This is a genomic window from Streptomyces sp. NPDC090119 (genome assembly GCF_044747085.1).
In the GTDB taxonomy this organism is placed as follows: domain Bacteria; phylum Actinomycetota; class Actinomycetes; order Streptomycetales; family Streptomycetaceae; genus Streptomyces.
Genome location: NZ_JBIVDK010000005.1, coordinates 560,283 through 585,840, shown reverse-complemented (window position 1 = coordinate 585,840; position 25,558 = coordinate 560,283). Strand labels below are relative to the sequence as shown.

Here is a 25,558-nt window from a genome sequence, read left to right as displayed (position 1 = left end):
GCTCATGGCAACCACCACACCATCCGGTGTGCGGGCTCACGCCAAGCACGGGGGCGGGGCCGACGAGGCCCCGATGACCCACCGGCAGATCATGGAGGCGCTCTCCGGGCTGCTGCTCGGCATGTTCGTGGCGATCCTGTCGTCCACGATCGTCTCCAACGCCCTCCCGCACATCATCGGCGACCTCGGCGGCGGCCAGTCCGCCTACACCTGGGTCGTCACCGCGGCCCTGCTGTCGATGACGGCGGCCACCCCGCTGTGGGGCAAGCTCGCCGACCTGTACAGCAAGAAGGCGCTCGTCCAGATAGCCCTGGTCATCTACGTCGTCGGCTCGATGGCGGCCGGTCTGTCGCAGAACCCCGGCATGCTGATCGCCTGCCGTGTCGTCCAGGGCATCGGCGTCGGCGGTCTGTCCGCCCTGGCGCAGATCGTCATGGCGGCGATGATCTCCCCGCGTGAGCGCGGCCGTTACTCCGGCTACCTCGGCGCGACCTTCGCCGTCGCCACCGTCGGCGGCCCGCTGCTCGGCGGTGTCATCACCGACACCTCGTGGCTGGGCTGGCGCTGGTGCTTCTACGTCGGTGTCCCGTTCGCGATCATCGCGCTGATCGTCCTCCAGAAGACCCTGCACCTGCCCGTGGTCAAGCGCGAGGTCAAGGTCGACTGGGGCGGTGCGACCCTCATCGCCGCCGCCGTCTCCCTGCTGCTCGTCTGGGTCACCTTCGCCGGTGACAAGTACGACTGGCTGTCCTGGCAGACCTTTGCGATGGTCGGTGGCTCGATCGTCCTCGGCGCGCTCTTCGTGCTCGTCGAGGCCAAGGCGAGCGAGCCGATCATCCCGCTGCGCCTGTTCAAGAACCGCACCATCACGCTGGCCTCGCTCGCCTCGCTGTTCGTCGGCGTGGCCATGTTCAGCGGCACCGTGTTCTTCAGCCAGTACTTCCAGCTCGCCCGCGACAAGTCGCCGACGATGTCCGGTGTCCTGACCATCCCGATGATCGGTGGTCTGTTCATCTCCTCGACCGTCTCGGGTCAGTTCATCACCCGTACCGGCCGCTGGAAGGCGTGGCTGGTCAGCGGTGGCGTCCTGGTCACCGCCGGACTCCTCCTGCTGGGCGGCATCCGGTACGACACGGACTACTGGAAGATGGCCATCTTCATGGCCCTGCTGGGTCTCGGCATCGGCATGATGATGCAGAACCTGGTGCTCGCCACGCAGAACCAGGTGGCGCCGTCCGACCTCGGCTCGGCCAGCTCCACGGTCACCTTCTTCCGCTCCCTCGGCGGCGCGGTGGGCGTCTCGGCGCTCGGCGCGGTGATGTCCCACCGGATCACGCACTACGTCACGGACGGCATCGGCGGGCTCAGCCCGAAGTACCAGGCCGCGATGGCGAAGTCCGGCTCGACCGACACCATCCCGGACATGGACAGCCTGCCGGGTCCGATCCGGAACCTGCTGGAGAGCTCCTACGGGCACGGCATCGCCGACGTCTTCATGATCGCGGGCGCGCTCGCCGCCATCGCGTTCCTGATCACCCTGTTCATCAAGGAGGTCCCGCTGAAGACGAAGGGCGCGCTCGCGCAGTCCTCGGAGGCCGCGGCCCCCGTCACCGACCCGGCCGCCGCCCCCGCGGTCGCCGAGGCCCAGCAGGTCCCGGCCATGGCCTTCGCCACCACCGAGGGCGCCCCCTCGGCCGACGGCACGGCCACCGCGACCGCCCCGCAGGTCACGGCGGTCGCCATGGCCGGCGAGTCCGGTCCGGCCGGTGGCACCCCGGTGCACGGCTTCGTGCGCGGCGCCGAGAGCGCCCCGGTCCCGGGTGCGGCGGTCACGCTGATCTCGCTGGCCGGCCGCCAGCTCGGCCGCGCGGTCGCCCAGGCCGACGGCTCCTACGGGCTGGCCGCCCCCGGCACCGGCTCGTACGTGCTGATCGCCTCCGCGGACGGCTTCCAGCCGCAGGCGTCCACCGTCGTGGTGGGCGAGGAGGCGCTGTCGTACGACATCCTGCTCAGCGGCACCAGCGGGCTGACCGGTGTGGTCCGGGCCGCCGGGAGCGCGCTGCCGGTGAAGGACGCGATGGTCGTCGTCACCGATGTGCGCGGTGATCTGCTGGCCGCCGCGCAGACCGGCGAGCAGGGCGAGTTCGGGTTCACCGAGCTGGTCCCCGGCACCGTGACGATCGCGGTCAACGCGGGCGGCTACCGGCCGCGTGCGCTGCCCGTGGAGGTCGCCACCACCGGGGTCACCCGGGTGGAGGTCGACCTGGACACCGGCGCGCTGCTCAGCGGTGTCGTCCGGGCCCCGCACGGTCCGCTGGCCGACGCCCGCGTCACCCTGGTCGACCAGGCGGGCAACGTGGTCGGCAGCGCCACCACCGGTGCGGACGGCGCGTACGCCTTCACCGACCTGGACGGCGGCGAGTACACCGTGATCGCCACGGGTTACCCGCCGGTCGCCACCGCGCTGACCGTCGCCGGTACCGGCACGGACGGCCACGACATCGCACTCGCCCACCCCGGCGAGTAGTTCCTCCGACCGGCCCGTGGCCCGCCTCCGAGCGCGGGCCACGGGCCGGTCCCCTGATCTACGCGCGCTGAGCCGCGCAGGGAGAAGAACGCCATGGCACTGACCGCGAGAATCCGCACCCGTGACGGCTGGGCCGTCTCGCACGCGGTGGTCACGGTGGCCGACATGACCGGTACGCAGGTGCTGCGGGCCGAGGCGGACGCCGAGGGCGCGGTACGCGACGACACCGTGCTGGCTCCGGGGGCGTACACGGTGATCGTGACCGCCGTCGGGTACGCGCCCGTCGCGTCCAGCGCGCTGGTCACCGCGAGCGGCCGGGCCGAGGTCGGCTCGGTCACCCTGGCCCGCCAGGGCGGCAGCGAGCTGCCGCCGCCCGGCCCGTGGACCATCGACCCCGTGCACTCCTCGGTCGGCGCGGTCGCGCAGCACCTGGGCATCTCCAGCGTGCGGGGCCGGTTCACCGAGTTCGGCGGGCGGGTCGAGATCGCGCCCGACGACATCACCAAGTCCCGCGTGGAGGCGGTCATCCGGGCCTCGTCCATCGACACCGGCAACGGGATGCGGGACACCCACCTGCGCTCGGCGGACTTCCTGGACGTCGAGACGTACCCGGAGCTGACCTACCGCTCGGCCGGGCTGACCCAGGCCGGGCCGGACCGCTGGACCGTGCACGGGGAGCTGTCGATGCGCGGGATCGTCCGCCCGGTCGACCTGGACCTCGCCTACCTCGGCACCGGCGCCGACCCCTGGGGCGGCACCCGGGCCGCGTTCCGCGCGACGGCCGAGCTGCACCGGGACGACTTCGCCATGAACTACAACCAGGTCCTCCAGGCGGGCATCGCCGCCATCGGCACCACCCTGCGGATCGAGCTGGACATCCAGGCGGTCCAGGGCGACGCGCTGCCGTCGCTCTGACACCGGTACGTCCTACGCTCGGCGCATGGCACCCAACATCGCTACGAACACCAAAGTGACCCTGCCGGAACTGCTGGACTTCGTACGACCCCGCCATCGCGCCATCCTGCTGACCCGGCGTTCCGACGGCTCCCCGCAGGGTTCCCCGCTGACCTGCGGGGTGGACGACTCCGGCCGGATCGTGGCCTCCACCTATCCGGAGCGGGCCAAGACCCGGAACGCCAAGCGGGACGAGCGGGTCAGCATGATCGTGCTGAGCGACGAGTGGAACGGGCCCTGGGTCCAGATCGACGGCACGGCCGAGGTGCTCGACACCCCGGACTCGATCGAGCCGCTGGTCGAGTACTACCGGAACATCGCCGGTGAGCACCCGGACTGGGACGAGTACCGCACGGCCATGGCCGAGCAGGGCAAGTCCATCATCCGGGTGACGCCGGAGCGGTGGGGGCCGGTGGCGACGGGCGGGTTCCCGGCTCGGCTGGCGTCGGACTCGTAAGTGCTGTGGTGGCCCGTGGCCGACCCCCGACGGGGTCAGCCGCGGGCCACCATCGCTTCGATGCCCGCGATCAGCAGGTCCAGCGCGAAGACGAAGTCCCGGTCGAGCATCTCCTCGACCGTGTCACCGCCGCGCGCGGCCATCAGCGCGTAGGACTCCTTCATCACCTCGGCGGTCCCGGCCACCTCGGAGGCGACGGTGAGGGAGTGCCGGAAGTATTCGTCGGCGCTCAGCCCGGTGTCCGCGATCCGGGCGTGGAAGTGGCCCTCGATCGTGCCGTAGCCGTACACGAACTGGAAGACCGCCGAGATCGCGCCGGTCACCCCGTGCGCGGGCAGCCCGGCGCGGCCCACCACCTGCTGCACCACCCGGGAGAACGCCAGGGAGTGGGGGCCGATGTTGAGGAAGCGGCCCGCGATCGGGGACAGCCAGGGGTGGCGGACCATCATCGCCCGGTAGTCGGTCGCCAGGGTGCGCAGCTGCGCGCGCCAGTCCGCCGCCGTGTCCTCCGCGTCGGGCAGCGGAAGCTCGCCGAAGGCGGTGTCCAGGGCGAGTTCGAGCAGGTCGTCCTTGGTGTCGACGTACCAGTACAGGGACATCGCGGTCACGTTCAGCTCGCCCGCCAGGCGGCGCATGGAGAAGCGGTCCAGGCCCTCGGCGTCCAGCAGGGCGACGGAGGTGGCGGTGATCCGGTCCCGGTCCAGGCCGGAGGGCTGGGCGTTCCGGGGGCGCCGTTCTTTGCCGGTCAGCCAGACGCTGCCGCGGGCCTTGGGGCGGTCCTCAGGGGGGCCGTCTTGCTTCACCACCGGGCTTCCCTCCGTGGGCCGTCGCTCATCGCACACCTTGCCAGGTCCGGGCGGCTCAACCACCTCGGCTCAGACGGCATCGCGCTGGGCCCGCTTCAGCAGGGCCGCCGCGACCAGGCCACCGGCCAGCACGGAGACGGCGCCGACCAGCTGCCCGGCGCTGAGCCCGGCCGACAGGGTGCGGCCGTGGGCCAGGAACGAGCTGAGCACCGCGCCCAATACGGCCACCCCGAGGCCGTTGCCGAACTCGGCGAGCGTGCCGTTGATCCCGGCGCCGACCCCGGCCTTCTCCGGCGGGATGGCGCTCATGATGGCGTGCGCCATGGCCGGGTTGGCCAGCGCGGCCCCGGCGCCGATCAGCACCAGGCCGAGCAGCGTGCCGGGATAGCCGGAGGAGGCCAGCTCGGCGATGGAGACCAGGCCGCCCGCCATCAGTGCCATGCCCAGCGCGATCGCCACCGGGGTGCCCAGCTTGGCCGCCCACTTCGCGGAGAGCCCGGTGAAGTTGAGCAGGACGACGGTGAGCGCCAGCGGTGCGGTGCGCGCGCCCGCCTCCAGGGGGCCGTAGCCGAGGACGAGTTGGAGGTGCTGGGTGAGCAGGAACAGCGCGCCGCCCATGCCGAAGGTGATGAGCACCGCGCCCGCGACCGCGCCGGTGAACCTGCGGTCCCGGAAGAACGCGAGGTCGAGCATCGGCTCCTCGACCCGGCTCTCCCAGTAGGCGAAGAGGGCCAGTACGGCCACCGCGACGGCCGCCGAGCCGAGCACGCGGGCCGAGGTCCAGCCGTGGTGCGGGCCGGAGATGACCGCGAAGACCAGGGCGGTCATGCCGATCGTGGAGAGCAGCGCGCCCAGCAGGTCCGGGCGGGCGGGCAGGCCCGAGGCGCCGACGGCGCGGGTGGCCTTGGACTCCGGGACCAGCGCCACCACGGCGACCAGGCCGAGGGCGGCCACGGGCAGGTTGATCAGGAAGATCGCGCCCCACCAGAAGTGGTCGAGCACGAAGCCGCCGATCAGCGGACCGGCCGCGAAGCCCAGCGAGTTGACCGCGGCCCAGATGCCGATCGCCTTCGGCTGCTCCGCGGGCGCGAAGATCTGCATGGCCACGGCGAGGGTGGTGGTCAGCAGCAGGGCGCCGCCGATGCCCATGCCCGCGCGGGCGGCGATCAACTGGCCCGTGGTGGTGGAGAGTCCGGCGGCCAGCGAGCCGAGGCCGAAGACCGCGAGGCCCGCGATCAGCATCTTCTTGCGGCCGTACCGGTCGGCGGCGCTGCCCGCGGTGAGCAGCAGGCCGGACTGGACCAGGGAGTACGCGTTGATCATCCACTGGATGTCGGAGGTGGCCGCGTGCAGCCGGTGGGTGAGCGAGGGGATCGCCACGTTCAGCACGGTGTTGTCGAGCAGCACGGTGAGCTGGGCGAGGCAGATCACGCCGAGGATCAGCCAACGGCGGGGGTGGCCCTCGGGGGCCTTCGTGAGCGGTGGTGCCGAGACGTCGGGAGCGGACATGCTGTACACCGTATAGCGAATTCCCTATACGGTGTACAGCATTATCGGCCGAGGGTGTTTCGGTCAGCCCGCCTTCCGCTGGGTGAGGTCGTAGAAGGTGGCCGAACCGACCGTCACCTTCTTGAAGTTGGCCTCGACCCAGGTGCTGATGGCGGAGGCGGTGCCGCTGGCGCCGCCGCCGAAGCCGCGGCCTTCGCCGGTGCGGCCCATGCCGCCGCCCATGCCGCCGCCGGAGATGTAGTAGTGGATCTTGCCGTCGGTGACGTACCGCTTGAACTGGGCGAGGGTCGGGGACGGGTCGGTGCCGTTGAAGCCGCCGATCGCCATCACCGCCTTGTTGGTGGCGAGTTGGTAGCTGGCCGCGTTCTGTGAGCCGGTGGAGGCGGCGACCCAGGTGTAGGAGTCGGCGTCGGCGAGGAGCAGCTTCTTGGCCTTCGCGGAGACGCTGGCGCCGTTGAGCAGGCCGCCCGCGCCGCCGGGGGCGCCCATGCGGCCGGATTCGTTGGTGCGGGTGTTGCCGGGGAAGTTCTGGCCGTTCTGACCCTGGCCCTGCTGACCCTGCTGGCCCTGCCCGCCGTTCTGGCCCGGGAGGCCGCCGCCGGGGAAGCCCTGGCCGGTCTGGCCGTTCTGCCCGGTGCCGCCGTTGGGCGGGGTCTGGCCCTGCCGGTTCTGCTGCCCCTGGCCCTGGTTCTGCCCGCCCGGGAAGCCCCCGCGCATGCCCCGGCCGCCCGGCCGCCCGCCGCCGAAGCCCATCATGCTGGCCCCCGCCGGTCCGGCCGTCGGGATCGACCCGGTGTGCGCGGAGTTCACCGTGCTCAGGGTGTACGCCGTCGGTCCGGCGAGCGCCGCGGCCAGGGCCAGCGCGGCCGCGCCGAGCGCCAGGTTCCGGGGCGCGCGGCCGAGGAACAGCAGGCCGAGCGCGGCCAGCAGACCGCCGACCAGCACCAGCCACTTCAGCCAGGGCAGATAGTCGGAGGTGCGGTTGAGCAGGACGTACCCCCAGGCGGCCGAGGCCACCGAGGCGGCGGCGAGCGCCCATCCGGCCCAGGTCTCCGCGCGGCGCTCCCACAGCAGCCCGGCGCCCATGCCGACCACGGCGGCGAGGTACGGCGCGAGGGCGATCGTGTAGTACTGGTGGAAGATGCCCGCCATGTAGCTGAAGACCACCATGCTGATCAGCAGTGAGCCGCCCCAGACCAGGAACGACGCGCGGGTCACCGAGGTGCGGCCCAGCTTGCGGGTGGCCCACAGGCCCGCGATCAGCAGGATCAGCGCGGCCGGGAGCAGCCAGGAGACCTGGCCGCCGACCTCGGCGCCGAACATCCGGTCCCAGCCGGTCGAACCCCAGCGGCCACCGCCGCCGCCCATACCGCCGCCGCCTCCGCCGCCTACGCTGCCGGTCTCGTCACCGTTGATCCGGCCGAGCCCGTTGTAGCCGAAGGTCAGCTCCAGGAAGCTGTTGTTCTGCGAGCCGCCGACGTACGGCCGGGAAGACGCAGGCCACAGCTCGACCACCGCGACCCACCAGCCACCGGACACCACCAGCGCGAGCGTGGCCAGAGCGAGCTGCACCAGCCGCTTACCGAACCGCACCGGCGCGCAGACCGCGTAGACGATCGCCAGCGGAGGCAGGATCAGGAACGCCTGGAGGGTCTTGGCGAGGAAGGCGAAGCCGATGGCGACGCCCGCCCAGACGAGCCAGCGGGTCCGGCCGTCCTCGACCGCGCGGACGGTGAAGTAGCAGGCCAGCGACATCAGCAGGGCCAGCATCGCGTCCGGGTTGTTGAACCGGAACATCATCGCCGCGACCGGGGTCAGCGCCAGCACCGCGCCCGCGACCAGTCCGGCCACCGCGCTGAACCGGCGCCGTACGGCCGCGTACACGACCGCCACCGAGCCGACGCCCATGAGGACCTCGGGGACCAGGACCGCCCAGGAGTTCAGGCCGAAGATCCGGACCGACAGCTCCATGGGCCACAGGAACGCCGAAGGCTTGTCGACGGTGATGGCGTTGCCGCCGTCCAGCGAGCCGAAGAAGAACGCCTTCCAGGAGGTGCTGCCCGCCTGCACGGCCGCCGAGTAGAAGGAGTTGGCGAAGCCGGAGGCGCTCAGGTTGTAGAGGTACACCACGAGGGTGGCGGCGAGCAGGGCCCAGAGCGCGGGGCGGGCCCAGCTCGGGTCCTCGGCTCGGCCGCGCCACGCACGGTGGGCGAAGGAGGCGAGCGGCGCGGGTGGCCGCGCCGCGACCTGCGGGGGCTGGGCGTACTGGGTGGTCATCGGGGGTCCCCCGTAGCGATGGTGGCGGGTTCGGTGTGGGCTGGGGTCGGGCTGGGCACCGGCGCGGGGTCGCGGCGGTCGCGGTCCGGGAAGACCCAGGCACGGAAGAGCAGGAAGCGCAGGACGGTCGCCGCGAGGTTGGCGACGACGAGGACCGCGATCTCGGTGGTGTGCGCGGGGCTGCTGGTGGCCGCGTTGAGGGCGGCCAGGGAACCGCTGGTCAGGGCGAGGCCGATGGCGAAGACGACCAGGCCCTGCGCCTGGTGCCGCACCGCGCCGCCCCGGCCGCGCACCCCGAAGGTCAGGCGCCGGTTGGCGGCCGTGTTGGCGAGCGCGGAGAGCAGCAGGGCGAGCGCGTTGGCGAACTGCGAGCCGCCGAACTGCCGGAAAGCGCTGTAGAGCAGCAGGTAGAAGAGGGTGGAGAGACCGCCGACCACGCAGAACCCGACGAGCTGGCGGGCCAGGCCCTTCGGTACGTCGGTGATGTCGCGGTCGCGGGGGTCGTCGCCGAACGGCCGGGCCAGCCGGTCCAGCGGCAGCGAACCGGTGGTCAGCGCCCGCCCCACCCGCCACACGCCCTTCAGGTCGTCGGTCGCGGTGCGCACGAGGTGCACGGTGGAGTCCGGGTCGTCGACCCAGTCGACCGGCACCTCGTGGATGCGCAGCCCGGCCCGCTCGGCCAGCACCAGCATCTCGGTGTCGAAGAACCAGCCGGTGTCCTCCACCAGCGGCAGCAGCACCTGGGCCACCTCGCGCCGGATCGCCTTGAAGCCGCACTGGGCGTCGGAGAACCTGGCCTGGAGCGAGCCGCGCAGGATCAGGTTGTAGGCCCGGCTGATGAACTCCCGCTTCGGCCCGCGCACCACCCGCGAGGTCCGGCTGAGCCGGGAGCCGATCGCCAGGTCGGAGTGGCCCGAGATCAGCGGGGCGACCAGCGGGAGCAGGGCGTTCAGGTCGGTGGACAGGTCGACGTCCATGTACGCGAGGACCGGCGCGTCGGAGGCGGACCACACCGTCCGCAGGGCGCGCCCCCGGCCCTTGCGCTCCAGCCGGACACTGGCCACCTCCGGGTAGCGGGCGGCGAGTTCGGCGGCGATGAGCGGGGTGCCGTCGGTGGAGGCGTTGTCCGCGATGGTGACCCGGAAGGCGTAGGGGAAGGTGCGGGCCAGGTGCTCGCGCAGTCTGAGCACGCACCGGCGCAGGTCCTTCTCCTCGTTGTAGACGGGGACCACCACGTCCAGCACCGGGGTGCCGGCGGCCGTGGCCGGGAGGTGCTCCCGTGCCGGGAGGGTGCCGGGAGAAGAGTCGGTTCGCATGGGACCGACTCTTCTCAACTCCCCTGTCGCGCCCGTGTGGTGACGCTGTGGCCCGGCTGTGAGTACATCTCCGGTGCCGCCGCGGGCAGCCGTACGGTGAACAGCGTCCGGCCCGGCGCACTCTCGACGTCCACGGTGCCGCCGTGCGCGGTGACGACGGCCCGCACGATGGCGAGACCGAGTCCGGTGGAGCCGGTGGCACGGGTACGGGCGGAGTCGCCGCGCGCGAACCGTTCGAAGACGTCCGGCAGCAGCGCGGCCGGGATGCCCGGACCGTCGTCCTCGACCTGGACACACATCCGGTCGCCCTGCCTGCGCACCCGCGCGGTCACCGTGGTGCCCGGCGGGGTGTGGCTGCGGGCGTTGCCCAGCAGGTTGACCAGGATCTGCTGGAGCCGGGCCGCGTCGGCGGTCACCGGCGCCGGTTCGTCGGGCAGGTCCAGCCGCCAGACGTGGTCGAGTCCGGCCGCACGGGCGTCGCTGACGGAGTCCACGACCAGTGGGACCAGGTCGGTGCGGTCGAACTGGAGCGGGCGGCCCGCGTCCAGCCGGGCCAGCAGCAGCAGGTCCTCCACCAGCAGGGTCATCCGGCCGGCCTCGGACTCGATCCGGCCCAGCGCGTGCCGGGTGTCCGGGCCGACCTGTTCCCGGCCGCGCCGGGTCAGCTCGGCGTAGCCGCGTATCGAGGCGAGCGGGGTGCGCAGCTCGTGGCTGGCGTCGGCGACGAAGCGCCTCACCCGCGTCTCGCTCTCCTGGCGGGCGTGCAGGGCGCCGTTGACGTGGTCGAGCATCCGGTTGAGCGCGGCGCCGACCCGGCCGACCTCGGTGTGCGGGTCGCACTCGGACTCCGGTACCCGCTCGTGGAGGTTCACCTCGCCGGAGTGCAGGGGGAGTTCGGAGACGCGGGTGGCGGTGCGGGCGACCCGGCGCAGGGGGCGGGTGGCGACGCCGACGATGACGGTCCCGGCCAGCGAGGCCGCGATCAGCCCGGCGACGGTGACACAGACCTCGACCAGCACCAGGGTGTCGACGACGCCGTCCATCTCGGCGGTGGGCAGGGCGACGTAGTAGCGGTCGGCGCTGTCCCGGCTCACCGCGTACCGGACGAGGTAGTCGCCGAGGCCGGGCAGGTGCACGGTGTGCGCGCTGTCGTCCCGGGGCACATCGGCGAGGGCGGCGGACTGGGCGTCGGTCAGCCGGGAGGCGCGCATCGGGGAGAAGACCCCGCGCCCGTCGTTCTGCTCCTCGGACTTGGCGGCGGACACGATCGAGCCGCCGCTCACGTACGCGGCGACGGTCCGTTTCTGGGCGGGGCCCTTGGTGAGCAGCGCCGCGACCTTCTCGGCGGGGGTCGCGGTGTCCATGGCCGTCGCCGCGCCGGTGTCGAGGCCGGGCAGCTCGGGGAGCAGGCGCGGGTGGCCGACGGCGCGCCGGGCGACCTCGGTGACCTTGCCGTCCAGCTGCTCGTAGAGGTGGGCGTGCAGGGCCAGTGTGGTGACCGTGCCGATCACCGCGCACACCACGGCGATCAGCGCCACGGACGCGACGACGAGCCGGGCCCGCAGGGTGCGCGGCTTTCCGAGGCGCCCGGGGGAACGCCTCGTCCTCACGACACCGCGGGCTTGATCAGGTAACCCGCTCCCCGCCGGGTGTGGATCATCGGCTCGCGGCCCGCGTCGATCTTCCGGCGCAGATAGGAGATGTACAGCTCCACGACGTTCGCCTGCCCGCCGAAGTCGTACGACCAGACCCGGTCCAGTATCTGCGCCTTGCTCAGCACCCGGCGCGGGTTGCGCATCAGGAAGCGGAGCAGTTCGAACTCGGTGGCGGTGAGGTGGATGGACTCCTCGGCCCGCCAGACCTCGTGGCTGTCCTCGTCCAGGCTGAGGTCGCCCACGACCAGTACGGAGTCCGGGCGCCGGTCGGTGGCGCCGGAGCGCCGGATCAGCCCGCGCAGCCGGGCCACGACCTCCTCCAGGCTGAACGGCTTGGTGACGTAGTCGTCCCCGCCCGCGGTGAGCCCGGCGATACGGTCCTCCACCGCGTCCTTGGCGGTGAGGAACAGCACGGGTACGTCCGGGAGTTCACGGCGCAGCCGGCTCAGCACGGTCAGCCCGTCCATGTCCGGCAGCATCATGTCCAGCACCACCACGTCGGGCCGGAACTCGCGGGCCGCGCGCAGCGCGCCCTGGCCGTCCCCCGCGCTCCTTATCCGCCAGCCCTCGTAGCGCAGCGCCATGCTCAGCAGTTCGGTGATCGACAGCTCGTCGTCCACCACCAGCACGCGGACGGGGCTCCCGTCCGGCCTCAGCAGTTCGGTGCGCCCCTGGGGCGACGTCGTGGTCATGATGAGACCTTGTCCGCCCGCTCTGAGAGAGCCCTTTCGGCAGTCTGTGATTTCGCTGAGAAAGGGGTGAGAGTCAGAAGAGGCCGTCCTGGCGGGCGCCGAAGTCCTTGGCGGGGACGGTGATTTCTGTCTTTCCCTGAGCCGGGATCAGCTCCCAGCCGGGAAGCAGACGGGTGTCGAGCACGAGTACACCCCGGTGTCCCCCGGTGGCCAGGTGCAGGTCGGGTCCGGCGGCGGCGACGAGTTCCCCGGCCAGGTGTCCTCCGGCGACCAGTTCGGTCACGGCGCCGGTGGCGGGCTCGGCGTGCTGGAGGTTGAAGTCGGCCATGTGGTCCGTGACTTGGCAGGGTTCCCGTACGACGGACTCGGGCCAGTTCCCGAGGGAGACGGCCCGCGCGTGCAGGTCCAGCACCTCCGCCGCCCGCTCCTCGGGACCGGCCGGGAGGGCGGCCCGTACGGTGCGCTTCACGGCGTACGGAATCCGGTCCGGGACGCCGAGCGCGGCCCGCAGCAGCTCCTCGGTGCGCCGGGCGGCCATCAGCGGGCCGGTGCCGAGCCAGCTGAAACAGACGGCACCCTGCTCCAGCAGCCGGGCCGAGCCGCGCTCCACGCGGGTGATGCCGACCTTGACCAGGCCGGGGCCGAACCAGGCGAGGTAGACGCGGTACGGGCGGGGGTCGTCGGCGATCGTGTCGGCGGCCACCGAGTGCGCGCGGTCCAGGCGGGCGCACTCCTCACAGCGGGCGCCGGTGCTGCGGCCGGGCACGGGGGCCCTGGTGGGGCACGCGTGGCCCCGCGCGCCCACGCACTGCCGGGGGGTGTCCTCCCGTACCCCGAAAGCGACCCGCTTCCCCCACGTCAGCGCGCTGCGCCGCCCGCCGGACCACACCAGCTCGGGCCCCTCCGGGGACCAGCGCAGTCCCGTACACGTCCACATCTGTGCTGCCATCATTCGTGAGGGTAGGAGATGCCGCCGACACCGCCCGCCCGGGCAGGTTCACTCGACGGACGACAGCGGTATCGCTTCGGCGCGGGTGACCACGGGTGCGGAGGCGGGACGACGGCCCGCCAGCGCGCAGGCCACGCACCCCGGGTGCCCACCGCGGGCCTGCGTGTCCCGCGCCCCCAGCCGCCACTCCTCGCGCGGCCGGACACCCGGCGGCTTGCCCCACCCGCTGAGGTGGAGCACCCAGGTGACCAGCACGCTGACCGCGACGAGCACCGCCCCGCCGACGAGCGCCGGAACGGACCCCGTGCACATTCCGGCGCCCGCGACACCACTGCCGAGGGTGGCGATGGCGCACCCGGTCCACCCGGCGATCGTGTGACCCTCGTCGTACAGACTCATGGAACGGCCTCCTACAGGTCTCTCATACTCTAAGAGATTTATCTCTCGAATATCTCACGGACTAAGGAATCAAGGAAGATGGACGGCAAGTCCCGCCCGCCCGCGACCCCCGCGCAGGCGCTGACCGCGATGGACGACCTCATCGCCGCGCACCTGATCGGCCAGCAGGAGATGGCCCGGCGACTGGGCCTGGCCGTCACCGACCTCACCTGCTTCGGCTACGTCCTCCAGGCGGGCCCGGACCTCCTCACGGCGGGCGACCTCGCGTCCCGCGTCCAGGTCACGACGGGCGCGGTGACGGGCATCCTGAACCGTCTGGAGCGGGCAGGGTTCGTAACCCGCCGCCCGGACCCGACGGACCGCCGCCGGGTCCGCGTGGCAGCGGTCCCAGCGGCGGTGGCCCGCGTGGAGGCGGCGTACGGCCCCCACTACGTCCGCCTGATGACCCTGTTCGCGGACTACACCCCGGCCGAACTGGCGGTCATCACCGACTGGTTCACCCGAGCGACGGCGCTGGCCCACGAGTCGAGAGCGGAACAGCCGACCTGACCCGCCGGAGCAGTTCGCCCCACCGAGCCACCACCCCGTCGACCCCCTCCCCCGGATCAACATCCCCCAGCCCCCTCGAAGATCGAACACCGGGACCCTACGCCCCGCCCCGCCCGCACCAAGTCCCCTTTACGAAATCGCGAGAGGCGCCGGCTGGGCGGAGCCGTGCATCTCGATCTCGGCGCCGGGCATCCGAGCGTTGTTCCCACCCAAGGAGGACATGCTCATGACCATCCTGCTCGCCTACAAGGGGCTCGAGCTGATGCCCACCTGGTTCGTGAACATGGTCGGCGTACTGGCAGCGATCGGGATCGTCCTGGCCTGCCTCCGGCGCCGCTGACGACCGCGGCCGGGGGGGTGCCTGCGGCGCATGAGAGGGCGTCAGGGTCATGAGCGGAGGGCGGGTCGGCGTGATGGCCTGCCGGCTGTCGCTCACGTGTCCCCAACCTGGTCTTCAACGGCGGCAACAGCCCTACCACCGCCAGGGCCTTCCCCCGCGGCGAGGCCGATCCTGCCGGCACCGGACGCAGGCGACACCAGGCAGAACATCGCCCTCTCCCGCGAGGTCAGCGCCGCCGCGGGCATCGCCCCCACCACGCCTGAGCTATCGGCATTCGCTGCTTCGGATCCCCGGCCGTCCCCGGTGCACCGCATCCAGCGGCACGTGACGACACGCCCCTCTTCCCCTCCATCGAGAAGAAGTAAGGCCGTCCCATCGCCGAGTGGAAGGGCCTCATCCACGTCTCCCCGCTCACCAAGCACATGGAGCTGGTCAGCTGGCTCAAGACCGAGCACGGCCTCGGCCACGGTCACGCCAACGCCCTCGTCGCCCACACCCTCGCCGAGGAGACCGGCCGGTAAGTGACCGGGAGGCTCGCGGGCGCGCTCGGCAGGATTCGAACCTGCAACCTTGTGATCGGTCAGAAGGGAGGTTCGAGATCGCCGCGGCTGTCGCCATGCGGCCCCCAGTCCCAGGGCTCCTCCCGGAGAGGCTCGGAGTCGGGGATGTCGTGGCCCCCTGCTTCGAGTGCCTTGCGGGCGACTCGCCGGTTGAGGTCGTCGCTGCCGGTGTCCAGGAGGGTGCGCGCGTGCACGGCGAGGTGATCGCGGTGCTCAGCGAGCGCGGGGTGCTCGGCGAGGATGAGCGCCGCGACGACGGCGGCTTCGCGCACGTCCTCGTGGCTGTCGCGGAGGAAGGGCGCGACGGCCCGGTAGAGCATGGGGCGCAGGTCCCGGAACGCCGCCACGATCGTGCCGGCGGCGAGGAAGCCGGGGAAGTACTGCTCCGTGCGGCCCACGATCTCATCGGAGGCGTCGTAGGCGGTGGAAGCCAACCAGTTCAACAGCGTCGCGCGGAGGGGGACGTTGCGATAGGGGCGGAGGGTCATGGCCGCCGGGTGGGTGAGGACGCCGGCGATGTACAGGGCGACGGGGGCGGTGGCCTCGTAGATGGTGTTCTGGTGGCCGACCAGCTCACCCAGCTCCGACAACGCGGAGACCTGAACCTTGGGATCGGGCTCCAACAGCCGCGCCAGAACACCGGGAAGGTCCGCACCGCTACCGAAAGCCGTCTGGAGCGAATCCCAATCGGTCTCGGCCAGGATCACCTGGTAGGGCGGCAGGTCAGGCTCGAGGGGCGCCTCGGCGTCGGGAAGGCTGCGGTTCACAGGCCCAACCTGGACAGGGCTCGCTCCTGGATCGGGCTCAAGGTGCACCCGCAGATCGCCATGACTTCGCTGCTGTACAGCAACGGGTCAGAGCTCCAGGGTCGCCAGGTCTTGCCGGAAGACCGTACGTGCCGCCCGGGTCGCGTCTCCGTGAGCCTGCCTGGCGGTGTGGTACTCATCCGACGTCACCGTGCATCCGGACGCGAGTGTTTCTCGAACCTGACGCAAGGAGTGGTACGAAGCGTCCATGGCTTCCGATACCCCGGTGGCTGCCGTCAGAACGAGCCGTTCTCGCGCCTCATCACACCCCGATGCCTGGAACGCCTGCCGGATCTTGGCTGCCCTCGTCTGCGGGTCCGAGTAGGCCTCGTCGGCGGCCAACCGCATAGCCTCATGCGCACGACGGAGGGCCACCAAACAGTCCACGTACACGGTTCGGCGGTCTTGCAGCCTGTTGTCCCTGACAGTCCGCCGCCAACGCAAGTGCTCGCCGGCCAGCGTCGCCCCAATGCCGAACACCGCTCCAAGTGCCGTCCCGGCAAGCGTCCCCCACTCCACGCGGGAGATCGTGCCACACAACTCCCTTTGATGCCCCTTCCCAGCGGCGCTCTCACTACGTGCGCCTGCTGCATGCTCTCAACTTATCTGAAAGCCATAGGAGTTGGGGCATATCAATGTTTCGCGTGCAACCAACGACCTGCCGTACCTGCTCCCCTCCTCCACCCACCCCCAGCTCCCATCCCGTCCGCCGTCGACCCACACACCGCGCGGCTCTGCCTGGGTCGATGGCGTACGGGACGGAAGCACCCCACGCCCACCACTACGGACCCGCGGTCGGGAGCGGCGCCCCCTCCCCCCGGTGTCGGCCGATCCCTCGCCGGAGGCATCGCCCTGACCGTGGTGCACGCTCTGCGGTGCTCGCCTCATGGCTTCGGCCTATCCATTTGTGGGCGCGCGTCGGCGCAGTGCGGGCAGAGGGGGCCGGAGGCAGGAGCGCCACCCGCAGCGGAGCTGGGAGCGGGCCCGGCGGAGCGGAGCGCAGCTCTGCGATCAGGTAAGCGGGCTCCTCGTTCGTGGGGAGTGGCCGCGAAGGGGGCCACGCGAGGGGCCTGCGGAAGTAGCTTGAGAGGGAGAAGGGCGTGACTATGGAAAACCCGGCACGACGCGCTCAGTTCGGCAGTTACTTGGCGGGGCTACGGCAGCGCGCCCGCCTCTCCCAGCGCGACCTGGCCGCGCGTTCATGCACCGCGTCCGGCATCATCACCCTGACCCGACACGGAGTTTCCCGTTGGGAGCGCGGGGGCCGCATCCCGAATGCCTGGCTGCCTTCACTCGCGCAGGTTCTCGACGTGCCCCTGGACGAGCTGGCGGGACAGGCCGAACGGGCGCGGAGCGGCTCCGTACCGGACACCCGTCGCGAGCCGGACGCCTACGTCAGGGACGCCGTCGGCTGGCTGCTCGCGCACGACGATCGTCATGGTGGGGATCACGTGGCCGACGCCGCCGTACAGGTCTGGGAGGCCGAGCGCGGGCGGATCAAGGGGGACGACAAGCAGCACCTCGCCCAGGTCGCCGAGATCAGGGAAGTGGCCGGCTGGCTGCTGCACGACGCCTCCCGGTTCCGCGAGGCCCGTGCCACCCTCGCCGAGGCGCACACCCTGGCCCGGCTCGCCGGGGACGCTCCGCTGGAGTGGTGCATCCTGGATCTCATCGCCATGGTCGACGTGCACACCGGCCGCGTCGGAGAAGCCTTCGCGATCACGGACGAGATGCTGACCGGACGGCAAGTGCCCGGGCGGGTAGCCCTCATGGCACGGGTACGACGCGCGCGAAGTCTGGCCCAAGCAGGGGACCGCACCCGCGCCCTGGGCGAACTGGAGCAGGCCGCAGGCGGGCTTCAGGACTCCGTACGCGCCGACGACCCCGCGTTCACCTGGTGGATCAACGCCACCGAGGTCGGGCTGCACACCGGTGAGGCGTTGTTGAGCCTCGGGGACCCTCGCGCCGCGCTGCCGCACCTTCAGCGGAGTTCCGACGCCTCCCGCGACGGGGGGCGGCGGGAGTTCGGCAATGTCCTCGCCGAGCTGACCGCCCTGGTCCGGCTGGGGGCGTGGCGGGAGGCTGAGGTCCCGCTGGTCCGGCTTGATCCGATTCTGCGGACGGTCACCTCGTCACGAACCCGCGTCCGGCTCCGGTCCACCCTTCGTGCCATCGATCGGGACGGGCCGACCTGGCTCGTGGATGCCGCGCACGAGATCGCTCGCTAGGCATGTTCACCGCAAACGCAAGAGGCCCCGGATTTCTCCGGGGCCTCTTTACTGTGCACTCGGCAGGATTCGAACCTGCAACCTTCTGATCCGTAGTCAGATGCTCTATCCGTTAAGCTACGAGTGCTTGTTCTTTTGTTTTTGTCTCCGTTTCCCTGGCCTTTCGGCCTGTCCCGGCGACAGGAAGAACATTACATGACTGCCGCCGCCATGTGAAATCCGTTCCCCGCACCCTGCCTGACCTGCGGAAACGTCGAAACCTAGATCGAGTGGGCGCCACCTCGGACGACCCCGGCAACGCCGAAGCCCCGGTCCAAGTGGACCGGGGCTTCGGATCAGGGCGGAGGCGGAGGGATTTGAACCCTCGATGGGCTTTAAAACCCAAACCGCATTAGCAGTGCGGCGCCATAGACCGGACTAGGCGACGCCTCCAGCACAACCACTCCCGCGAGCGCGCGAATGGTGCGTGCAGATGATGACACAGGCAAGCGCGGTGTCACCAATCGGTCCCCACGGTACTAGGCGGGATGCCCACAGGGCAAAGGGCTTCTTCCGGCGAGGCGCGGGGACCTTCGGGGGGACGGTCGCGCAGGTCGGCGCAACGTCCGGCGGGGGTGCGCGTTGGGATGGGTATGAGTGCTCTCCCTCGGCGCGGCAGCGCGGCCCTGGCCGCCCCCCTCGCCTTCTCCCTCGCCGTCCCCCTCCTCTGCGGCCTCGCCGCCACCCCGGCCGACGCGGCCCCCGCCGCCACCCTGGCCGACGCAACCCTCGCCGCCAACCCGGCGCACACGACCCCAGCCGCCACCCCGGCCAGCACCACCCCGGCCCCGGCCCTAGTCCCCCTGGCCCACGCCGCCCCGGCCCACACCACCCCCGCCATCCCCCCACCCCCGCTCCCCGACGACCGCGCCGGCGATCACCTCACCCTCGTCGTCCACGGCGCCGGGGTCGGCCGGGACGGGGTGCGGCAGCTGTTCTGTCATCCCGAGAGCGGTGATCACCCCGACCCCGCCGCCGCCTGCCGTGCCCTCGACGAGAGCACCCGGTGGGGGCGGGACACCTTCGCCCCGGTCCCCCCGGACAGCGTCTGCACGATGATCGACGGCGGCCCGGCCACCGCCCACGTCACCGGGTACTGGGCCGGCCGCCCCGTGGACGCGGACTTCAGCCGCCGCAACGGATGCGAGATCGCCCGCTGGGACCGGCTGGTGCCGTTCCTGCCGAGCGCCGGGTCGTAGAAATCCCCGTAAAGGTCCCGCGAAGGTCTCGGGGAGTGGCGGCGCCGTCGGCACCCTCGTCCGGACCTCGTCGCCGGTGCCGCGCGACGGCGGGCCGGAGTGCACGTCAGGGGCAAGTCGGGGGCCATGGAAGGCGACCCGTGGTGGGATGCGGGCATATGTTCGGCGTCACTTCGTCGTGGTACCTCCCCCGCATCCGGCGGCGTGTGCGCGAGCGGAGCCCTTAGACTCCCTCGCGTGACACCCCGCGGGCGGATTGGCAAGATGGCCCGAGCGGTCGGCAAGGTGCGGTAACAGGGAGGAAGCGTCTCGTGAGCAGCAGGCCATCCCGAGGCGCTGCTCGCCTCGCAGCCATACTCGACGCGCTGCCCGACGCGTTGCTCCTGGTCAACGCCAACGGCACGGTCGTCAACGCCAACACCATCGCCCTGGAGGCGTTCGAGGCACCCGGTACGGCGCTCGTGGGGCGGGGCCTGCTCGATCTGCTGCCGCAGTTCGACTCCAAGCTCATCCCCGGCTCGATGCGCCGCCCCGACCACATGGACCCGCACGGCCGGACCAAGCCGACGCGGATGGTCGCCCGGCGCACGGACCGGACCGAGTTCCCGGTCGAGGTCACCAGCGCGAACCTGGAGAACCCCCAGCAGGCGTACGACGGTTCGGCCTACACCGGCGACGAGCTGCTGATGCTCGTGGTGCGGGACCTGTCCGGGACCGTGGACACCGAGGCGGAGCTGGCCCGTTCGCAGCGGCAGACCGAGATGATTCTGCGCGCCGCCTCCGAGGGCGTCGTCGGCACGGACACCGACGGCCGGGTCGTGCTGGTCAACCCCGCCGCCGCGCAGATCCTCGGCTACCGCGCCGGTGAACTGGGCGGCAAGGAGCTGCACACCCTCGTCACGCACTCCCGCGCCGACGGCTCCCCCTTCCCGTACGACGAGTCCCCGCTCGCCGACACCCTGCGCTCCGGGCGCAAGCACCGGGTGCGCGGGCAGGTGCTGTGGGCCAAGAGCGGTGCCGAGGTCTCCGTCGACCTGACCACCGCCCCGGTGCGCGACGGCGATCAGCTCGTCGGCGCCGTCATGACCTTCACCGACCGGCGGCCGTACCAGCTGCTCGCGGACGAGAAGGAGGCGCTGGAGAAGGCGCACGCCGAGGAGCTGGAGCGGCTCGCCGAGGAGCACGCCGCCGACCTGACCGCGCTGCGTCAGAAGCACGCCACCGAGGTGGAGGAGCTGACCGAGCGCGGCGCCGCCGAGCTGGCCGAGCTGCGCGAGAAGCTCCAGGAGGAACTGGCCGCGGGCGAGGAGCGGTACGCCGCCCTCGGCGAGCGCGAGAAGGACCGGTACGAGGCCCTCGCCGGGCGCCACGAGCAGCTCCTCACCCTCCTCGCCGCCTCCCTGCGCGGCCCGTTGGACGAGCTGCGCCGCGAACTGGCCGCCCTCGCCGCCGACGACGCGGGCCAGCTGTGGCCCGAGGCCAACCAGGTGCTGCACCACCTCTCGGCCGGGTACGCCCGGATCACCGCCCTCATCGACAACGTCCTCGGCTTCCAGCGGCTGGACTCCGGCACCGAGGACATCAGCCGGAACAAGGTGATGCTGGACGCGGTCGTCGCGGCCGGTGTCGACGGGGCCGTGGAGCTGATCGGGCCGGGACGCGTGCAGTTCGCCGTGCACGCGCCGCCCATAGAGGCCGAGGTCGACCCGCAGCGGCTCGCCATCGCGCTGGCCCACCTCGTGGCGGACGTCGCGGGCGTGGACGCCACCGGCAACGCGCCCGTGTCGGCGGCCGGTTACCTGGACAACACCGTCGTGGTCGCGGCCGCCCAGCGCGGCGAGGTCGCGCGGATCGAGGTGCGCGGACCGTACGCCGGGGGCGACCCGGTGCACGAGCCGATCGTGCGAGGCATCGTCCGGGCCCACGGAGGTGTGCTCCAGACACATGAGGTGCCGGGCATGAGTGGGCGCGCCTATGTCCTCGAAGTGCCGCTGGGCGGTGGCGCCGGAACGGTCGCCGCGCCCGTCCCGGACCCCCGCGCCGCCGTGTCGACCGGCGCCGAGATCGCCCTCGTGGGCGACGCGGGCGAGCAGGGCGGCCGACGGCGGGCGCGGCGGTCGTCGACCGACGCGTTCCTGGAGAGCGAGGTGGCGGGCGCCGAGGCGGCCGACGCGCCGGGTGCTCCCGCGCCCACCGGGCGACGCCGCAGGCGCGGTGCCCCGGCGGCCGAGGAACTGGCACCGGCCGCGATCGAGAGCGCGGAGCCGGGCTCCAGCGGCACCGGACGGCGGCGGGGTCGTCCCGCCGAGACCGGTGACGGGGTGGCGGCCGAGGGCGCCGTGCTGACAGCGGCCGAGCATGCCGCCGGAACCGCCGCTTCGAACACGGGACTTGGTGGCGCCGTGCCGCCGCAGGGCGTACCGGTGCCCGCTGGGCAGCGGGCCCCGCAGGGCGCGGGCGAGCAGGCCGCCCTGCCGCCCGCGCTGCCCGCCCCGAGTGCGGAGGACGCGTCCGAGGACGGGCAGCCGACCGGCCGTCGCCGCCGAGCGCTGGCCGCCGCGGCCGAGCGTGCCGCCGCGCAGGACACGGGTGCGCGTACGGTCTTCGCCCTGCCCCCGGCCGAGGCGGACCGGACGCCGGAGCCCGAGGCAGCGGCGCCGGGTGTGCGCGTCGGTCCGCTGCCCGGCGCTCCGGCGCTGGACACGGCCGCGGGTACGGGGGCCGCTCCGGGGATGGCCGTGGGCGCCGCTCCGGTCCCGGCTCAGGGCCCGGTTCCTCCGGGTGCGGGCATGGTTCCAACCCAGGGTGCTGGTCCCGCTCCGGCACCGAGTGCCGGTGCGCCGGGTGCGGCTCCCGCGCCGGGTACCGCCATGGGTACGGGGTCGGCTCCGGGCATGGTGCCCGTCGCCGACCCGGCCCCCGCACCGGTGGCCCCGGCCCGGTCCGCCCCCGTACCCCCGCAGCCCCAGCCCCCCGCCGAGGGCGAGCCCGTCGATGGTGGGCGGCACGACGCGGTGCCCGTGGACCAGTCCGAGGACCACACGCCGCCGCAGCCGCATCCGACCACCGCGCCGACCGGCAGGCGCCGCCGCGCCGTGGCCCAGCCGGTGCAGCAGCAGCAGGAGGCGGCGATCCCGGCTCAGGCCACGCCGCCCGCCCAGCCCCTCCCCGTGCCCGCGCAGGCGACCGCACCCGAGGCGGCCGTACCCGCGCAGCCGCTGCCCGCCGAGGCCGCGCCCGCCGCGACGGCTCCCGCTCCGACAGCTCCGGCGGCTCCCGCTCCGGCGGCGCCGGTTCCGCAGCCGTGGCCCGATGACGAGGACGACGACACGGCGGGCGCGGGCCTGCCCGGTGCCGCGCTGCCGCCGCAGTTCACGCCGCGCCAACAGCCGCGTGCCGCGCAGCCGTTGCCCGCCGAGGCGCCGGGTGCCGCGGACTCCGGCTCCACCCAGGGGCGCGCGATCAGCGTGCGCACGCTGGGGCAGGGCGTGCCGTTCGTGCGGCAGGCCGCGCAGGTGCAGCAGCCGACCGCGACCCCGCCGCCGCACCCCACCAACGGCGGCGGACGGCGCCGCAAGCTGGGCACCCCGCCCGCGCGCCCGGAGGCACAGCCCGAGGCGGGCGCCCGTGCGCACCCCGAGGCGACGCCGACGCCCGCGCAGCCGCGCCGGGCTCCGGGCACCGAGGGCGTCGGACGGTCGTACGCCATAGGGGCGCCGGACGCGAACGCCGCCGAGGGGCCCGAGCCGCTGGACGGTCCCGGTGGCGCGGTGGAGGTCGCGGACACCCCGCGCCCGCAGCCCATGGACGACGAGCTGCCCCCGGAGCCGCTGGACAACCCGCGTCGGCTGCTGGTGTGGCCCGCGCCGGACGTGACGACGTCGGAGGCGCTGAGCAGCCGGGGCTACCGGCCGGTGGTCGTGCACTCACGCGAGGAGGTCGACGCGCAGATCGCGGCCTTCCCCGCCGCGCTGTTCGTGGACCCGCTGACCGGCCCGATCACCCGGACCGCGCTCCAGTCGCTGCGCCAGGCGGCCGTCGCCGCCGAGGTGCCGGTGCTGGTGACGGCCGGGCTGGGCCAGGCGAGCCGCGAGGCGGCATACGGGGCCGATCCGGCCGTACTGCTGAAGGCGCTGGCGCCGCGTGACAGCGAGCAGCATCCGCCGCGGGTGCTGCTGATCGAGGAGCACGCGGAGATCGCGCTGGCGCTGACGGCGACGCTGGAGCGGCGCGGGATGCAGGTGGCGCGGGCCGCGAGCGACGCCGACGCGGTGACGCTGGCCGGGCAGTTCCGGCCGAACCTCGTGGTGATGGACCTGATGCAGACCAAGCGCCGCCAGGCCGGGATCGTGGACTGGCTGCGTGCCAACGGGCAGTTGGACCGGACCCCGCTGGTCGTCTACACGGCGGCCGTCGAGCAGGCGGACCTGCCGAAGCTGGCGTCGGGCGAGACGGTGCTGTTCCTCGCGGAGCGCTCCACCAGCGACGAGGTGCAGGGCAGGATCGTGGATCTGCTGGCCCGGATCGGCACCAACTGACCGGCACCAACTGACGAAGGGGCCGGGGGTGTTCGTACCCCCGGCCCCTTCGTCGTCGGCTCAGAGCTGGGTGACGTCCAGCTCGCCGTCCGCGTACCGCCTGCGCAGCACCTTCTTGTCGAACTTGCCGACGCTGGTCTTCGGGACGGTCTCGACGATCGTCCAGCGCTCGGGGAGCTGCCAGCGGGCGATCCCGCACTCCTCGGCGAGGAAGACGCGCAGCGCCTCGAAGCCGACGTCGGCGCCCTCCTTCAACACCACGGTGGCGAGCGGGCGTTCGTCCCACTTCTCGTCCGGCACGGCGACCACGGCGGCCTCGGCGACGTCCGGGTGGGCCATCAGGGCGTTCTCCAGCGCGACCGAGGAGATCCACTCGCCGCCGGACTTGATGACGTCCTTGGCGCGGTCGGTGAGGGTGAGGAAGCCGTCGGGGGAGATGGTGCCGACGTCGCCCGTCTTCAGCCAGCCGTCCGCGCTGAACTTGTCGTCGGGGCGCAGGGGTTCGGCGTCGGGGCCGTTGTAGTAGGCGCCCGCGATCCAGGGGCCGCGCACCTCCAGCTCGCCCGCCGACTCGCCGTCCCAGGGGAGGCGTTCGCCGCCCGGGCCGGTGAGGCGGGCCTCGACGGAGGTGGGGAAGCGGCCCTGGGTGAGCCGGTAGGCGAACTCCTCCTCGGTGCCGATCGCGTGGGCGGGCGGCCGGGCGATCGTGCCGAGCGGGGAGGTCTCGGTCATGCCCCAGGCGTGGCAGACGCGCATGCCGAGCGCGTCGAACGCCGCCATCAGGGAGGGCGGGCAGGCCGCGCCGCCGATGGTGACCTGGACGAGGGAGGAGACGTCGCGGGGGTTGGTGCCGAGTTCGGCGAGCAGGCCCTGCCAGATGGTGGGGACGGCGGCCGCGTGCGTCGGGCGCTCGGTCTCGATCATCTCGGCGAGCGGCACGGGCTGGAGGAACCGGTCCGGCATGAGCAGGTTGACGCCGGTCATGAAGGCGGCGTCCGGCAGACCCCAGGCGTTGACATGGAACTGCGGGACGACCACCAGCGAGGTGTCCTGGTCGGTCAGGCCCATCGACTGGGTCATGTTGACCTGCATGGAGTGCAGGTAGACCGAACGGTGGCTGTACACCACGCCCTTGGGGTCGCCGGTGGTGCCGGAGGTGTAACACATGGCGGCGGCCCGGCGTTCGTCCAGCTCGGGCCAGTCGTACGTCTCCGGGTGGCCGGCGAGCAGTTCCTCGTACTCGTGCACGCGTGCCGTACCCGCCGCGAGCGGGGCGCGGTCGCCGGGGCCGGTCACCACGATGTGCTCGACGGTGGGGAGTTGGGGCAGCAGGGGCGCGAGGAGCGGGATCAGCGAGCCGTTGACGATGATCACGCGGTCGGCGGCGTGGTCGACGATCCACGCGAGCTGCTCGGCGGGCAGCCGCAGGTTGAGCGTGTGGAGCACGGCGCCCATGGACGGGACGGCGAAGTACGCCTCCACGTGCTCGGCGTTGTTCCACATCAGGGTCGCGACCCGGTCGTCGTCCCGCACCCCGAGGGCGGTCAGGGCGTGCGCGAGCTGGGCCGAGCGGGCGCCGATCTCGGCGAAGGTGCGCCGGTGCGGCTCGGCCTCGCCGGTCCAGGTGGTGATCCGCGACGACCCGTGCACGGTCGAGCCGTGGGTCAGAATCCTCGAGATCAGCAGCGGTACGTCCTGCATGGTGCTCAGCACGGCGGGCGTCCTCCCCGGCAGCGTTGCCTGTACGGAAGTAGAGTC

18 protein-coding genes and 2 tRNA genes are annotated in these 25,558 nt (G+C 72.6%); 8 read left to right on the top strand and 12 right to left on the bottom strand.

Annotation, left to right across the window (positions count from 1 at the left end; translation table 11 throughout):
• The first annotated feature begins 4 nt into the window (after positions 1-4).
• From ACIPPM_RS24165 to ACIPPM_RS24155, 3 genes are all read left to right on the top strand, one after another.
• A complete protein-coding gene (locus tag ACIPPM_RS24165) occupies positions 5-2,527 on the top strand; it encodes an MFS transporter (RefSeq protein ID WP_401451308.1) in 2,523 nt (840 codons plus the stop codon).
• 93 nt (positions 2,528-2,620) lie between these two features.
• Positions 2,621-3,442, top strand: a complete 822-nt coding sequence (locus ACIPPM_RS24160; RefSeq protein WP_401451305.1) for a YceI family protein — start codon at positions 2,621-2,623, stop codon at positions 3,440-3,442.
• A 25-nt stretch (positions 3,443-3,467) separates the two neighbouring features.
• Positions 3,468-3,938 carry a PPOX class F420-dependent oxidoreductase gene (locus tag ACIPPM_RS24155; RefSeq protein ID WP_401451302.1) on the top strand — a complete coding sequence of 157 codons (471 nt, stop codon included), beginning with the start codon at positions 3,468-3,470 and terminating at the stop codon, positions 3,936-3,938.
• Positions 3,939-3,973: 35 nt separating this feature from the next.
• Here the strand turns inward: ACIPPM_RS24155 and ACIPPM_RS24150 are convergent, their stop codons facing one another.
• The 8 genes from ACIPPM_RS24150 to ACIPPM_RS24115 form a co-directional block, all read right to left on the bottom strand.
• Positions 3,974-4,744 carry a TetR/AcrR family transcriptional regulator gene (locus tag ACIPPM_RS24150; protein ID WP_401451299.1) on the bottom strand — a complete coding sequence of 257 codons (771 nt, stop codon included), beginning with the start codon at positions 4,742-4,744 and terminating at the stop codon, positions 3,974-3,976.
• Positions 4,745-4,813: 69 nt separating this feature from the next.
• Positions 4,814-6,253 (bottom strand): MFS transporter, encoded by a 1,440-nt coding sequence (locus ACIPPM_RS24145; RefSeq protein WP_401451297.1) that lies wholly within the window; start codon positions 6,251-6,253, stop codon positions 4,814-4,816.
• A gap of 63 nt (positions 6,254-6,316) precedes the next feature.
• Entirely contained in the window at positions 6,317-8,530 is a 2,214-nt protein-coding gene (locus tag ACIPPM_RS24140; protein WP_401451294.1) for an ArnT family glycosyltransferase, read from the bottom strand.
• Complete coding sequence (locus ACIPPM_RS24135) at positions 8,527-9,846, bottom strand: glycosyltransferase (RefSeq protein ID WP_401451292.1); 1,320 nt, start codon at positions 9,844-9,846, stop codon at positions 8,527-8,529. The genes ACIPPM_RS24140 and ACIPPM_RS24135 overlap by 4 nt, the downstream gene beginning before the upstream one ends.
• Positions 9,847-9,860: 14 nt before the next feature.
• Positions 9,861-11,456: an ATP-binding protein gene (locus ACIPPM_RS24130; protein WP_401451290.1), complete on the bottom strand. Its 1,596-nt coding sequence runs from the start codon at positions 11,454-11,456 to the stop codon at positions 9,861-9,863.
• Positions 11,453-12,193, bottom strand: coding sequence for a response regulator transcription factor (locus ACIPPM_RS24125; RefSeq protein ID WP_401451288.1), 741 nt, complete (start codon positions 12,191-12,193; stop codon positions 11,453-11,455). Before ACIPPM_RS24125 ends, ACIPPM_RS24130 begins: the two co-directional genes overlap by 4 nt.
• Before the next feature lie 73 nt (positions 12,194-12,266).
• Entirely contained in the window at positions 12,267-13,142 is an 876-nt protein-coding gene (locus ACIPPM_RS24120) for a DUF2797 domain-containing protein (protein ID WP_401451285.1), read from the bottom strand.
• 48 nt (positions 13,143-13,190) lie between these two features.
• Positions 13,191-13,541 carry an HGxxPAAW family protein gene (locus tag ACIPPM_RS24115; RefSeq protein ID WP_401451283.1) on the bottom strand — a complete coding sequence of 117 codons (351 nt, stop codon included), beginning with the start codon at positions 13,539-13,541 and terminating at the stop codon, positions 13,191-13,193.
• 78 nt (positions 13,542-13,619) lie between these two features.
• Between ACIPPM_RS24115 and ACIPPM_RS24110 the strand changes: the two genes are divergently transcribed.
• On the top strand, positions 13,620-14,090 hold the full coding sequence (locus ACIPPM_RS24110) for a MarR family transcriptional regulator (RefSeq protein ID WP_401451281.1): 471 nt from the start codon (positions 13,620-13,622) through the stop codon (positions 14,088-14,090).
• 714 nt (positions 14,091-14,804) lie between these two features.
• Positions 14,805-14,951 (top strand): DUF4287 domain-containing protein, encoded by a 147-nt coding sequence (locus ACIPPM_RS24105; protein ID WP_401451511.1) that lies wholly within the window; start codon positions 14,805-14,807, stop codon positions 14,949-14,951.
• A gap of 59 nt (positions 14,952-15,010) precedes the next feature.
• On the opposite strand, the gene ACIPPM_RS24100 is transcribed toward ACIPPM_RS24105, so the two are convergent.
• A complete protein-coding gene (locus tag ACIPPM_RS24100; RefSeq protein WP_401451279.1) occupies positions 15,011-15,757 on the bottom strand; it encodes a hypothetical protein in 747 nt (248 codons plus the stop codon).
• A 1,145-nt stretch (positions 15,758-16,902) separates the two neighbouring features.
• Between ACIPPM_RS24100 and ACIPPM_RS24095 the strand changes: the two genes are divergently transcribed.
• Positions 16,903-18,024, top strand: a complete 1,122-nt coding sequence (locus tag ACIPPM_RS24095) for a helix-turn-helix domain-containing protein (protein ID WP_401451509.1) — start codon at positions 16,903-16,905, stop codon at positions 18,022-18,024.
• A 54-nt stretch (positions 18,025-18,078) separates the two neighbouring features.
• On the opposite strand, the gene ACIPPM_RS24090 is transcribed toward ACIPPM_RS24095, so the two are convergent.
• A tRNA-Arg gene (locus ACIPPM_RS24090) sits at positions 18,079-18,151 on the bottom strand.
• Between the two features lie 214 nt (positions 18,152-18,365).
• Positions 18,366-18,456, bottom strand: a tRNA-Ser gene (locus ACIPPM_RS24085).
• A gap of 200 nt (positions 18,457-18,656) precedes the next feature.
• Here ACIPPM_RS24085 and ACIPPM_RS24080 point away from each other — a divergent pair.
• Together ACIPPM_RS24080 and ACIPPM_RS24075 are read left to right on the top strand one after the other, a co-directional pair.
• A complete protein-coding gene (locus ACIPPM_RS24080; protein WP_401451276.1) occupies positions 18,657-19,262 on the top strand; it encodes an SSI family serine proteinase inhibitor in 606 nt (201 codons plus the stop codon).
• Between the two features lie 311 nt (positions 19,263-19,573).
• A complete protein-coding gene (locus ACIPPM_RS24075; protein ID WP_401451273.1) occupies positions 19,574-23,800 on the top strand; it encodes a PAS domain-containing protein in 4,227 nt (1,408 codons plus the stop codon).
• Positions 23,801-23,860: 60 nt separating this feature from the next.
• Here ACIPPM_RS24075 and ACIPPM_RS24070 read toward each other — a convergent pair whose 3' ends face one another.
• Positions 23,861-25,513: a long-chain fatty acid--CoA ligase gene (locus tag ACIPPM_RS24070; protein WP_401451271.1), complete on the bottom strand. Its 1,653-nt coding sequence runs from the start codon at positions 25,511-25,513 to the stop codon at positions 23,861-23,863.
• Between the last annotated feature and the right edge of the window lie 45 nt (positions 25,514-25,558).